The sequence below is a fragment of the Agathobaculum hominis genome (assembly GCF_014288055.1).
GTDB lineage: Bacteria > Bacillota > Clostridia > Oscillospirales > Butyricicoccaceae > Agathobaculum > Agathobaculum hominis.
This window is the reverse complement of sequence record NZ_JACOPK010000006.1, coordinates 21,034-33,339: the sequence shown is the minus strand read 5'-3', so window position 1 is coordinate 33,339 and position 12,306 is coordinate 21,034. Positions and strand designations below refer to the sequence as shown.

Here is a 12,306-nt window from a genome sequence, read left to right as displayed (position 1 = left end):
GTCATGAAACGAATGCGCCTTGTCCTGACGCTTGCTCTGGCGGCCGTCCTGATCGTCAGCGGCGGAATGTTCATCCATCAGCTGCTTGACTACCGGGCCGGCGACGCAGCCTACAAGGAGGCCGCCGAAATCGCAAAGCTGCCCGAGCCTGCGTCGGAACCCCCGGAAGCCCCGGCCGAAGCACCCGCCGCGGAGCCGACGCCCGAACCCTCTGCCGAGCCGCAGACAGACCCGCTCGCAAGCATCGACCTTGCTGCCCTTCAGGCGGTGAACGCCGATGTGCTCGGCTGGCTGTCCATCCCGGATACCGCGATCTCCTATCCGCTCGTGCAGGGCGCGGACAACGACTACTATCTCGCGCATACATGGAACCGCAGCAGCAGCGCCGTCGGTGCGATCTTCATGGACGCGCGCTGCGCCTCCGACCGGAGCGGCTTCAATACCGTCATTTACGGTCACCGCATGAATAACGGCTCGATGTTCGCGTCGCTGAAATACTATAATGACCCGAGCTACCGGCAGGCACATCCGCGCATCTATCTCGTAGACGCGAGCGGCAGCCACACATATGACATCTATGCCGCCTATGAGGTCTCGACCGAGGGCGAAGCCTACCGTCTGTCATTTTCGGACGATACAGAGCGGCAGGCATTTCTGAATGACGGCCTGTCCCGCTCGGTCATCTCGACCGGCATCACGCCGCAGATCAGCGACCGCGTGCTGACGCTGTCCACCTGCACCGGCCGCGGCCACGCGACGCGCTGGGTCGTACAGGCGGTCGAGGCAGACTGATCCGTCAGACGCCAAAGGAGCTGCAGCCGTTTCAGCCGCAGCTCCTTGTCAGTTCTATGGTGTCTATGCCATCCGGCAGGAAGGGAACTCCCTCGCCGCTGCGCGAGCGCTGAAAATGCATCTCCTCGCCGGAGGGGGAAATTAGGATTGGAAAGCTGCCGCTGAGAGAGGTACCGACACCGGCGGAGAGATCCAGCCGAAGGCAGTCATCCTCCATGCGCCACACGCCGGAATAGACCTGCGTCATCTCCACATTATCCTCGAAGCGGTGGTACAGCTCGGCGATTCCTGCATAATCCGGGTCGCAGCCGCCATAGCGCAGATCCATCATCCAGTCATCGCAGACCCAGGTGCTGTCCGCCAGTCCCAGATCCGTGGGCGGCAGCCACCAGTCATCACCAGCCGGCTCCCAGTCCTCCGGATAGTCAATGCCTGTGGCAGCGCCAAAGACTCCAAAATCCATCAGCATGGGGGCGTAGTTCACGCCGGTGGGCACGACGGGGCAGCCGGACGCATCGGTCAGCGGATACCACTTCACCTCCAGACCGTTGTTGGTCACAAGATTGATCTCCGTGTCCGGCTCATCCGGCCACTCCTCATAATTCACGAATACCAGCACAGGCTGCGCGTATTCTTCCCGATAGAGGACCTCGTCCGCCACCGGCCACACTCCGTTTCCCTGTGACTCCCATGTCACATGGTTCACAGCGAGGCTGGTGTTTTCGTCACGCGGAACGATGCAGTAGAGCTTGCCGCTCTCTCCGCCGAGTATACGCTCCGCCGGGATCTCCAGCAGAAACGGCAGCTCAGAGACAAGACCGCCGCTGTTTTCGAGCAGCCAGTCGGTCAGCGGCAAGGTGTCATTCGGCTCGCGCTGACCAAGGCAGGCCACCGCGCCGGCCAGCTGGTCATCTTCTGCCATGCACGCCCGCAGCAGGTCAAGTCCCGACTCCACTTTCTCCGAATCGTCTGGATCGTCCTTTGGTTCAGACACATTGCCCTTTCCGCCAGAAAGAGCTCCTGCCATGCCGCTGCCGCCTTCCTGCGGCGGCTCGCTTTGTCCGCCGCAGGAAGTCAGGCTCAGCGCCAGTGACAGGCTGACAAGCGCCGCAAAAAAACGGAGCAGAATCAACCGTTTCATTTGTCTGCCTCCTTTCAGGCAACACCGCACAAGGAAGGCGGCGGTGCTTTACGGAAATGGTGCGGCATGGTTTAGAATGTTCCGCTGCGTCCGCTGCCGCCGCCACCGCTGCAGCTGCTGGTACCGCTGTCGCTGTCAGAATCCGAATGGATCTTGCTCCGCGTTTCGGTGGTATGGGTGTAGCGGTCGTATTTTTTCGTCAGCTGCAGGCCGCCTGCGGCAACATACTCATCGGCCTCCACCTTCTTGTGGACGGTCTGCATCTTCCACTTCAGCACAAGGCAGATGACGCCCGAGATCACGAGGGAGGACACTACGACAATGATGTACATCGGAAGCGTGCTCTTCCGCACGGGTTTTCCCTCTTCCGCGAGGGTCAGATACTCATCACAGGTATCCAGATAGTGAGAAACGCCGCTGTACCATTCGTCGCTGCCGAAGTCGCTGAGGAAGGACTCCTCCAGCTGCTCCTGTCCGTATTCGTTGAATGCGTTCTCCGCGTTCTCACCGTAAACAAACATAGCATAATCTCGGTCAGCCATGCTCAGCAGGATGATAATGCCGTCCCGCCCCTCGCCCATACCAAGCTCATTGGCGTGATAGAGCTGATAGGTGGTTTTGTAAACACTGTCTCCGCCGCCGTACTCCGTGAAGTCATCCACAAAGGCAGCGTAAACGCCGCAGCCGTGGCGCTGAGAAATGTCCGCCGCCTGCGCCTCCAGCTCCGCCCACTCATCGAAGGAGAGCTTGTCGCTGAGGTCGAAGATGTAGTTCATATCGGCGTCCGTCGGCTCCTGCGTCTGCGTCTCGGCGCCTTCACCGGCGGCCGCTTCGGTGCCTTCGCCTGCGACGTCCGTCGAAGCGTTTGCATGGATATAATTCTCCACGCTCTCCGCCATCGCGTTCACCGCCTGCGAGAGCGCCGTGGCGCTCATCGTCATGTCTCTGCCGTTCCACGCGCGCTCGACCATATAGGGCGATACCGCGTCGCGGACAACGTCGGACAGTTCCTGTGCGCTGCCCCTCGCTTCATCGAGAAAGGAATATACGCACCAGTCGTTCTCCGCGAGCGTGTAAGCTCCGTCCGCCGTGCTGCGCAGCAGCAACGTCAGCGAAACACCGTCTTTCGATTCACCGCAGCCGTAGCCGGAATTTTCATAGACATAGGCCGCAATATCTTCGACGCTCGTGTCCTCGGACACATCCTCCTCCGTGAAGGCATCCACACGCAGATCGACGCCAAGCTCCTGCGTGAGCTGCGGGAGCATCTTCTCTCCCTGATAGGTCAGCTCGACTGAGCCGAGCTGGTCGGTTTCATCATAGTACGCGCCATACTCCGTCACCGCCAGGGCGGGGACACACAGGGTCAGCGCCAGAAGGAGCGCCGTCAGCAGGGCTGTCATTCTTCTTTTCATGTCCGTCCCCCCTGTCACATCATGAGCAGCGTGGCTCCGATCGAGCCAACGATCGAAAGAAGCGCCGCGATACCGGCAAACATGCCCCAGAATTTTCCCCAGCTGACCGGCAGATCGCCTACGAGCTTTCCGGTCTGCCCGTTCATGGCAAAGAGGAAATCCTTGCCCTGCCATCTGGTATTGAGCATCCACACCGGCATGAGCGCATAATGCACCTTGCCGCGCACGAGATCCGTGCTGCCGGCCTGACGAGTGCAGGTGTCATATCCCTTCACACTGTCGAGCAGTGCGGCATCCAGCGTTCCCATACAGCGCTCATCCGCACGCTCACGGCTCTCTTCTACGCTCACATCGTACTTGTCAGCAAGAAAACCGGGCAGATAGGCCGTGGAAAAGTTCTTCAGTTCATCATAGTCATACGGCTCGATGGAGTCCATGTGGTCATCCGGCATTTTACTCGAGGCATCCACCGGCACCTTTTCAAACGTGACCGAGCCGGCACGGTAAACATCATAGTGCTCCGTTTTCGTGATCTCGTAATCGCCGGAGGTATAGCTGTGCGAGCGGGTCGCCTCATATCTGGCGTCGCCCTGCGCCTTGCCGTCAAACATCCAGAAGGGGACGTAAACGCCGCGTATCTCCTGCACATGATTTTCATCGGTAAAGGCTTTGGGCAGGAGAATTTTTCCCTTGCAGTGCTCCTTGAGCGCTTTGACTGCATCCTCCTTGCCGAGCCGGAACGGAAGGATGAAATCTGGCTTCAGTTCTCCCGAGAACTGCCCCGGCACGACCGTGGGGTTGCCGCAATAGGGGCAGGACGTTGCCGCCGTGCTCTCGTCGCAGAGCAGCTCCGCGCCGCAGCTCGGGCAGCTGTATGCCTTCATGCGTTCCCCCTCCTCGCCCCAGTCCTCGCTGAAGCCGGAGGTATCCCAGTCTCCGCCGTCGGCGGAGGCTTCCTTCTTTTCTGCGGCCTTTTCCTCTGCCGCATGCTGCGCTGCCGCAGCCTTTTCTTCCTTCTCTGCATAAAGCGCCTCGATCTCTGCAACATCGTAGCTGGCGCCGCAGTAATCGCACTCCAGCTTGCCGGAAGCGCCCACAAAGTGCAGCGGTCCGGTACAGCTGGGGCATTGATAGTTGGTTACCTGTGCTGGCATAGATGGTTTCACCTCTTTCATTTTCTCCCATAACGGTGTCCGCAGACGCGGACACCGTTTCCTGTATTGCGGTCAGGGAAAGTCTGCCCTGCATCATTCCGCGTTTACTTGATCGTCATGCTGCTCAGGATGACATCGGGCGCCGTGCCCGGCACGCAGTCCAGCTTTCTCAGTCCGATGGACAGCGCGCGTCCGTCGTCGATCTGCGCAACGTACTCGATCCAGTCGTAGCCGATGTGCTTGTAGGTACGTCCGTGGAAGGTGATGCCGCCGATCTTGCGGTCCGCAATATCCTGATAGTTCTCGAAGTCCTTCTTGTAGTAGTCGAAGTCCTCCACCTTGGCCCGTACCTCGAACCTGATGCTGCCCGCGCCGAAGGCCGTGGGATCGTCGTTTTCCACAAGGCACTTCTTTCCCTCGTCATACGACCAGCCGGACTTCGGGATCTTCGTCGTGATCTTGACCAGCACATCGTCATGTGCAAACTGAGTCACAGTCGCAGAGAAGTCCTTCGTTCCCTCACTTGCGACGGAAGCCTTATTCGCCTCAGCCGCCTCGGCCTTCACGGTGTCGAGATACTTCTCGATGGCCTCCGTGCCGGAGAAGCCGCTCGTGTTGTACGCGCTGACCGTGAAAACATTCGGTTCCTTTTCCGCAAAATTGACATAGATAAAGTGGTTTTCGTTGTCCTTGGAGATCCACTTGTAGTAGCGCTGGTTTCTCTTCATGTGGTCGCTGTACTCTTCCTTGACGAACTTGCCCTCCACACCGAAGTAGTCGGCAATCTCCTCGTAAGTAGTGTCAAAAATGTTGTTATTGACCTCGTTCATCCAGACATAGCCCTTCTGCACCTGCTCCTCGGTCACGATGCCGGTGCCGTCAGGAGCGCTCGTGCCTGCCGCCGTGCCTGCATTGCCGCTGTCCGCCGGCATATCTGCACCGACAGCATCCGGCATGGACTTGCCCGCCTCGATCAGCGGCACATACCAGCTGCTGTAAAGAGCAGGCCACGAATCTTCTTCCATGTCATCCCATGCGGTTCCCCACGGACGGAGATAGATCTCATAATAGAACTCGTCGTCGCCGCTTTCATACCAGCCGTCGATCCGGATCAGATCCTCGTAATCCTCCAGACCCGGATCTATGATCCAGTCTGCGTGCTCCAGATCCACGTCCGTGAAGTAGCCGCTCTCGGATGTCAGCGTGCCGTGTTCGCCGGTACCGGATGTGCTCAGAGTGACCGAAGCCTCGGCCATCGGGTCGTCCTTTGAATAGTCCTCGTCCCAGAGCTTGACGGTGCCGGTCTTATCCGCGCCAATGTCGATGCTGCCGCAGACGTCCCACCATTCGCCCTCCATGTCCTCGTAACCGCCCGAGCAGCCGCTCATCTTCCACCAGCCGTACCAGTCGCCATTCCACCAGTCGAGCAGCGCATCGCCGGTCGCCGCCGCTTCGGAGTCGCCCTCCTTCTGGAATGTTATGGTAACCGTATCATTGCCCCAGAGGTCGGTCAGCGTGATCATACCGTCCTTGAGCGTGCCGTTGCTCTCCAGGCTGTCCCGGGTCATCTTCAGCGTGCCGTTCTCGAGCGTCCACTTGATGTCGGTCGCGTCGCCGCCCAGACAGAACACGCCCTTGCCGCCGTCCTTCAGCTCGATATAGCTTTCGCCTTCCAGAACGTCGTCTATGGAATACCAGTCGCTGCCGTCGCTGGAGTACTCCTCGCCGATGTATTTGCCGAGATTCGGGTCATCGGAGGCTCCGCCTCCCTTGCCGCCGCAGGCGGTAAGGGAGAATATCAGTATCATCACAAGAGATAAAACTTTTTTCATTTCTGACTCCTTTTACCGTCGGTTATATCAAACCGCTGTGTTTCGTGCCCAGCATCCTTCACGGCCGCGCCGCTCAGCTTTTCTGGATCACATTGCCGTTCTTGTCCGTAAATTTTCCGGTAGCGATCTTGATAAGATCCACGAGCCAGCCGATGCCGAACAGACCGCCGGTGAACAGATAGAGCACGCCCGTGCCGATCTTGCCTGCATAGAAGCGATGAATTCCGGCACCGCCGACGAAGATGCACAGCAGCAGGAGCGTCAGCCAGTTCAAGGGCTTGTCCGCGCCGGGCGCGACTGCCGGCGCCACATAGTCCGCGACCGTCTCGCCGGCAAGGATCTTTTTGATGGTGTCGGTCACACCGTCGATGTACTGTCCCTGCAGCATCGGTCTGCTCGCGACACCCTTGATGCCCTTGCGCATAACGCTGTTTTTGCCGACGTCGATGCCGTTGATCGTAGCGCTGCTGCTCTGCGTGACCGGCGTGATCTTGATGTGCGTGCCGTTCTTGACGTGAAGCCAGATGGTAACATCCAGATTCGGCTCCTTTGCGAAAACGATGCGCTCGCCGGGGACGCCGCCCTTGACGGAAAACGGCATCTGGAACGCCGAAGCGCGCTCGTTCAGCCTGTCATAGATCTCCCCGAGCGTCATCGCGTTGGGAATATCGAATTCGCGGGGAAAGGTTGCGGTCATAGAGTCCTTCAAATTTCCAGTCAGATTTGCCATAATCTTTTCCTCCTCTACTGTGTCCTGTTTTTTTGCTTCGCCTTCCCTGTGCAGAGCAGGCGTGCGCTGTGATTACTGCTTCCAGCTGAAGCGGGTCAGCGTTTCCTCCGCCCGGTACGCATCCGGGTTTTCCATGCCGCCCCAGTCCATGATCCGATCGGTGACAAAGTGCTTATAGCTCCCGGAAAGAATGAGTCCGGCCAGCATGCCCGCCAGAAAGATCCAGAGCCGGTGCTTCATCCCACGATATCCCCATCGTCAAAGGGATCGCCGCACTCGGGGCAGAATTTCGGGGGATGCCGCGGGTCAGCCGGCTCCCAGCCGCACTTGTCACACTTATACTGAGGTACGCCGGCAGGCTTTTTCGCGCCGCACTCCGAGCAGAACTTACCCTTGTTCACCGCGCCGCACGAGCAGGTCCAGCCCTCGACGGCAGGCGCCGGTCTGGGACTGCCGCATTCGGGGCAGAACTTTCCGTTGACAGTGGCACCGCAGGAGCACGTCCAGCTGTCCGCGTCGGACTTCGGCTCGGGCTTTTTGCTGCCGCAGTTGGGACAGAAGTTGCCGGTGATGCCGCCCTGGCCGCACGAGCAGGTCCAGTCCTGCACCGCCGGAGCGGGAGCAGGCTGCGCCGCCTGCTGCATCTGCTGTTGCTGCTGACCCATCTGGAAGAGGTTCTGTGCGTTCATGCCGCCGGCCTGACCGGCCATGCCCATTCCCATGAAGGCCATGGCGGGGCCCGCGCCGGTGTTGGCGGCTGCTGCCTTCATCGCCTCACCCTGCGATCCGACAAGGTGCGCTGCCGCGCGGGTGGGGTCCATGAAAGCTGCATTGCGCTGCAGCTCCTTGATCATCTGCTCGTCTTCCTCGTTCGCCTTCACGCTGGAAACGCCGAAGGAGACGATCTCCATGCCGCGCAGGTCGCGCCACTTGCCGGACAGCTGCTCGTTGAGCGCGTCCGCCAGCTCCAGCGTGTGACCGGGCAGAGCGGAGTAGCGGATGCCCATCTCGCTGATCTTTGCAAACGCAGGCTGGAGCGCAGTCAGCAGCTCGGTTTTCATCTGGCCTGCGATATTCTCGGTCTTGTATTCCTCGCTGACATTGCCGCAGACGTTGGTGTAGAACAGCAGCGGATTTTTCAGCCGGATGCTGTACTCACCGAAGCAGCGGATACCGATATCGAGATCAATGCCCGCACGCTGGTCCACTACGCGGAAGGGAACAGGACTGGGGGTGCCGTACTTGTTGCCCGTCAGCTCCTTGGTATTAAAGTAGTAGATGCGCTGATCCTTTGGGGCCTCGCCGCCGAAGGTAAAGCGCTTGCCGATGTTCCGAAAGACGCTCTTCACGCTGTCGCCCAGATCGCCGGAGAAGATACTCGGCTCCGTGGACATATCATAGGTGTATTCGCCCGGCTCGGCGCATACATCGACCACCTTGCCCTGCTCTACGATGAGCATGCACTGTCCGTCCGCAACGGCGATCACGCTGCCATTGGTGATGATGTTGTCGTCGCCGCGCCTGTTGCTCGAGCGTCCCGTTACCTTTTTCTGCCCCTTCACCGCCAGCACATCCGCGGGGATCGCCTCGCAGTAAAAGTATTCCTTCCACTGGTCGGCCATCACGCCGCCTGCTGCGCCCAATGCCGCTTTGATAAGTCCCATAATCTTCGTCTCCTTTTTTATCTTGGGCAACACCGCACAGTGAAAGCTGCGGCGGCACTGCCCTGAAATCGTTTTTCTCCAATCAATGACTGCTGCTCCGCCGCCGGGGCTGCAAACCGCTGTTACGTCTCCGTCAGGAAGGTGTTTCCGCTCACAAGGAACGGATCCTGATCCGTGATGGGCCAGGTAAACCAGCTCTCGTCCCACGGCCGCTTCATAAACAGGCACAGCCTTGCGTTCTTCTCCGGGATGGAAAGCGAGAACCACTGCGGCTCGTCAATCCCGAGCGTACCCTCATACAGCACCGTATCCGTGATCCATTCTCCCAGCGTGCCGTCCGCATTCTGCTCGGCACTGCCTGTGCAGAACTGGATATCCGTCTCGTACCAGCGCCCCACCAGCAGGATTCTGTTCTGACCGCCCTTTTCCAGTGCGGTCATGGGGAGCGCCTCCAGCGGCTGCGCGACCTCCGCAGGCGGATCCCGCCAGTAAAATATCAGCGCATCGTCCGGCTCGTCCGCCAGAGTCAGCGTCAGCGTCTCCGGCAGAAAGCTGTCCGAGCGTGTGTAGACTGTCTGCGGGCCGTCCGGGGCATCAGAGCGCCGGAGGTGCAGGGTGTTCCGCTCTGTCAGCGCCGCAAGATACTCTGCGCCGGACTCCTCGGAAAACAGCCGTGCCGACCATGGTTCGCCGGAAAAGCCGTCCGACAGAGCCTCCTCCCGTTTTTCCACCAGCAGCTCCTTCTGTGTCTCGTATTGCGGCGTATCCGTATCCAGCAGGCGGGCGCTGTAATACTCCGCCCGCAGGATATAGCCGCCTTCCTCGCCGTCAGACCACCGGCGCTCGATGTTCAGCAGAGAAGCCATGTGCTTCTCCCCGGCACCGGGCTCGCCGCCGGTCATCCGCCAGGTCCCTTCCAGATCTGCGATGCAGAGCGCTCCGCCGGAATCCGGCTTCTGCGCCGGTTCAAAATAAAACCGGTCTCCGTAAGGGGTCTCCAGCATCACGGAACGATCCTTTTCCATGCGTCCATCCATGGTGACGAGCTCTCCGTCATAATCCTCTCCGGTCAGCCGCAGGACATTGTCCGCTCCCAGCCACCATTCGACGTTTATCAGGTAGGAGGCATAGCCAAAGCCCAGCACCTCTCGGAACAGCGCTGTTCCGTCCTCATTAAGGTAGAGGTCCGCCCACCATTTTTCCGTAGGCATGGTGCTGACCTCCGTACGGTCAAAGGAGGGATTGTAGGACTCATGCCGCACGGCGGTCCAGTAGCAGTCGTCAGGCGATGCAGGCGTCAGCAGCGGACTGCCTTCTCCTTCACCGCCTCCGGAAGGAGGAGGGACCGTGCCCGGCCGGCTGCCGCAGGCGTTCAGACAGAGTGCCAGCAGCAGCGCCGACGCCAGCGTAAGATATTTTCTGCCCATAGCGTTATCCCCATGCATCCGGCGCCGTGACCGGCAGACAGCTGCATGGCGTCCTCCTTTCTCGCATCATTTGTGAGGCTGCCGAAGGGTTTCGCTGCTCCGACTGACGCAGAACACGAATCGCCCGAAAGCATCAAAACTGTTATCGATGAGTGCGGCTCCAGTTTTCGCTGCCGCCGGATTTGGTGTAGTCATGACCGTTGGCGGCCTCCATGGCGTACCAGTATGCCCAGTGGCTCTCGGTCACGTCCGCAAAGGTTCGAAGCTCACCGATATGGCTGCGGATATAGGTCTGATCCGCGCTGCGTTCCAGCAGACGGCAGGTGACCGCCGCTACCTCGGCGCGGGTGATGGAGTGCTCCGGCTTAAAGGTTCCGTCCTCATAGCCGGTGACCCAGCCGCGGGTGGCTGCAAAGTTGATATATTTGACTGCCCAGTGGGTGTCCGGCACGTCGGTGAAGCTCGCGCTGCCCTGAGTCAGCTTTTCAAAGCGGCTGGCAATGGCGGCGAACTCAGCGCGGGTCACTGGAGCGTCGGGACGGAAGCTGCCGTCCTCATATCCGGTGACGATGCCGAACTGCTGCATATAGCCGATGTAGTTGGCCGCCCAGCAGTCCTTCGCCACATCGTTGAAGGTGCTGGAATAGGTCTTATCCGCCTCGATCTGCTCGGTCAGCAGGCGGGCGAACATGGTGGTCACCTCGGCGCGGGTCATGTTGCGCTCCGGTCCGAAGGTGCCGTCGGCGTAGCCAACCAGAAAGGCGTAGTGGTCGCGCCGGTTCAGCTCCGCCGCCCTGCGGTTGACGAAGGTCACAGGAGAATAGGTCTTGCCATCCATCGTGACACGGGAACCGCTGACGGTCAGCTCATAAGTCTTGTCCGAGGTCACATAACCCTCCGGAGCCGCCTTTTCCAGCAGCGTATAGGTGCCGCTGTCGACCTTGGTGAAGCGCACGATGCCGCTGGCGTTCGAGGTGGCCTGATAGGCCTCCCGCCCCCGGCTGTCCTTCAGCACGAAGGATGCGCCGGCAAGGGGCTTGCCCAGAGCGTCGGTCTTGTTTACCGTGATGGACGCGCTGCTGGAGCCGCCGCCACCGCCGCCGGAGCTGCGGGTGTAGGTGTTGATGAAGGTCATCTTGTCCGCCGGTGCCTCGGAATCCACATAATAGACACCGTTTTCGCTTTCCTCCCGCTTTGTGGCGTGGATGACAAGGCGGTATTCATTCGCGTCCGTCTCCGGCTGCGTATCAGCAGGCGGATTATTGACAAGCGGCGCATCTACATCTACGATATAGCCGGTTCGCTCCGGCAGGATGTGCCATACCGCGTCGTCATACGTCCAGTTGGCGCCTCCTGCGTTCTTTTCCCTGACATAGAAGCCCTCGCAGACCAGATCACGCACCTGATCCGCCGGTCCGGAAATGACCAGTTTGCCATCGTAATCGCCCGCGCCGTTGGTGGTGACAGCAGCCGTATAAAGTTCCTTCGCGTGCTCCTCCATGCTTCCGACGCCGACATCGAAGATCTCCAGCTCGAAGGTCTCCCGTCCGGGAGCGGCGCTGCCGCCCAGCTTCACTGTCTTGGTGAAGGGGAGCTCATATCGGGTCTCGCTGTATGTATAGGTGTTGGTAAACTCCGCTTTTCTGTAATACACATCATTTCCGGGAACATGGATATTTAGATCCATTGAGCCATATTCAATGTCATACCAGAAAGTCAGCGCATATTCCTCATTAGAATAGTTCCATCCCGGTTTGCCGTCATTCTTCTCCCTGAGCAGGAAGGTCTTGCTGTACCAGGCGACTGTATCCGTGCCGGACTTGGGGACGGCATCCCAGTGATAGGCGGTATAATCATTTGTCCACGAGACTTTGAAAGAGAACGTTTTCTCCACATCGCCGGCCCCGGTCGTGGACAGCTTCAATTTCTCCACACCAATACCGTAGTAGGAAAGGGGATGCTTCTCATCCCGAGCCGTGTCCTCCACTTCAAATTCAAAGGTCTCAGCGGGAGGTGTTTCCGTGCCGGTTTGCTGGACATGTTTCACGACCGAAATCTCCACTTTGATGTCTGCTTTTTCATACGTGTTTGTGTCGGAACTGCCCGGCACCTTGCCCAACTCATCTGCCAATGCCATAGGAACAAGCATTC

General features: G+C 59.4%; 10 protein-coding genes. 1 reads left to right on the top strand and 9 read right to left on the bottom strand.

The features are described from left to right. Positions 1 to 3: 3 nt before the first annotated feature. Positions 4 to 792 carry a class B sortase gene (srtB, locus tag H8S02_RS07535; RefSeq protein WP_186970009.1) on the top strand — a complete coding sequence of 263 codons (789 nt, stop codon included), beginning with the start codon at positions 4 to 6 and terminating at the stop codon, positions 790 to 792. A 31-nt stretch (positions 793 to 823) separates the two neighbouring features. On the opposite strand, the gene H8S02_RS07530 is transcribed toward srtB, so the two are convergent. From H8S02_RS07530 to H8S02_RS12775, 9 genes are all read right to left on the bottom strand, one after another. Continuing rightward, positions 824 to 1,933 carry a hypothetical protein gene (locus tag H8S02_RS07530; RefSeq protein WP_186970008.1) on the bottom strand — a complete coding sequence of 370 codons (1,110 nt, stop codon included), beginning with the start codon at positions 1,931 to 1,933 and terminating at the stop codon, positions 824 to 826. Positions 1,934 to 2,004: 71 nt separating this feature from the next. Next, positions 2,005 to 3,348, bottom strand: coding sequence for a TPM domain-containing protein (locus tag H8S02_RS07525; RefSeq protein WP_186970007.1), 1,344 nt, complete (start codon positions 3,346 to 3,348; stop codon positions 2,005 to 2,007). 14 nt (positions 3,349 to 3,362) lie between these two features. After that, the gene (locus H8S02_RS07520) at positions 3,363 to 4,502 is read right to left on the bottom strand and encodes a hypothetical protein (RefSeq protein WP_186970006.1); all 1,140 of its coding nucleotides are present in this window, start codon (positions 4,500 to 4,502) and stop codon (positions 3,363 to 3,365) included. A gap of 104 nt (positions 4,503 to 4,606) precedes the next feature. Continuing rightward, on the bottom strand, positions 4,607 to 6,310 hold the full coding sequence (locus tag H8S02_RS07515) for a hypothetical protein (RefSeq protein ID WP_186970005.1): 1,704 nt from the start codon (positions 6,308 to 6,310) through the stop codon (positions 4,607 to 4,609). 97 nt (positions 6,311 to 6,407) lie between these two features. After that, the gene (locus H8S02_RS07510; protein WP_243166452.1) at positions 6,408 to 7,064 is read right to left on the bottom strand and encodes a TM2 domain-containing protein; all 657 of its coding nucleotides are present in this window, start codon (positions 7,062 to 7,064) and stop codon (positions 6,408 to 6,410) included. A 72-nt stretch (positions 7,065 to 7,136) separates the two neighbouring features. Further along, positions 7,137 to 7,304 (bottom strand): hypothetical protein, encoded by a 168-nt coding sequence (locus H8S02_RS07505; protein WP_186970004.1) that lies wholly within the window; start codon positions 7,302 to 7,304, stop codon positions 7,137 to 7,139. After that, positions 7,301 to 8,728, bottom strand: a complete 1,428-nt coding sequence (locus tag H8S02_RS07500) for an SPFH domain-containing protein (RefSeq protein WP_186970003.1) — start codon at positions 8,726 to 8,728, stop codon at positions 7,301 to 7,303. Before H8S02_RS07500 ends, H8S02_RS07505 begins: the two co-directional genes overlap by 4 nt. Positions 8,729 to 8,850: 122 nt before the next feature. Then, on the bottom strand, positions 8,851 to 10,155 hold the full coding sequence (locus H8S02_RS07495; protein ID WP_186970002.1) for a hypothetical protein: 1,305 nt from the start codon (positions 10,153 to 10,155) through the stop codon (positions 8,851 to 8,853). Between the two features lie 142 nt (positions 10,156 to 10,297). Beyond that, entirely contained in the window at positions 10,298 to 12,202 is a 1,905-nt protein-coding gene (locus H8S02_RS12775) for an S-layer homology domain-containing protein (protein ID WP_186970001.1), read from the bottom strand. Between the last annotated feature and the right edge of the window lie 104 nt (positions 12,203 to 12,306).

Bases quoted from the DNA above. Each gene is read 5' to 3' on its own strand.
- H8S02_RS07530 (WP_186970008.1), bottom strand. From the start codon at position 1,933: ATGAAACGGTTGATTCTGCTCCGTTTTTTTGCGGCGCTTGTCAGCCTG.
- H8S02_RS07495 (WP_186970002.1), bottom strand. From the start codon at position 10,155: ATGGGCAGAAAATATCTTACGCTGGCGTCGGCGCTGCTGCTGGCACTC.
- srtB (WP_186970009.1), top strand. From the start codon at position 4: ATGAAACGAATGCGCCTTGTCCTGACGCTTGCTCTGGCGGCCGTCCTG.
- H8S02_RS07505 (WP_186970004.1), bottom strand. From the start codon at position 7,304: ATGAAGCACCGGCTCTGGATCTTTCTGGCGGGCATGCTGGCCGGACTC.
- H8S02_RS07515 (WP_186970005.1), bottom strand. From the start codon at position 6,310: ATGATACTGATATTCTCCCTTACCGCCTGCGGCGGCAAGGGAGGCGGA.
- H8S02_RS07510 (WP_243166452.1), bottom strand. From the start codon at position 7,064: ATGGCAAATCTGACTGGAAATTTGAAGGACTCTATGACCGCAACCTTT.
- H8S02_RS07500 (WP_186970003.1), bottom strand. From the start codon at position 8,728: ATGGGACTTATCAAAGCGGCATTGGGCGCAGCAGGCGGCGTGATGGCC.
- H8S02_RS07525 (WP_186970007.1), bottom strand. From the start codon at position 3,348: ATGAAAAGAAGAATGACAGCCCTGCTGACGGCGCTCCTTCTGGCGCTG.
- H8S02_RS07520 (WP_186970006.1), bottom strand. From the start codon at position 4,502: ATGCCAGCACAGGTAACCAACTATCAATGCCCCAGCTGTACCGGACCG.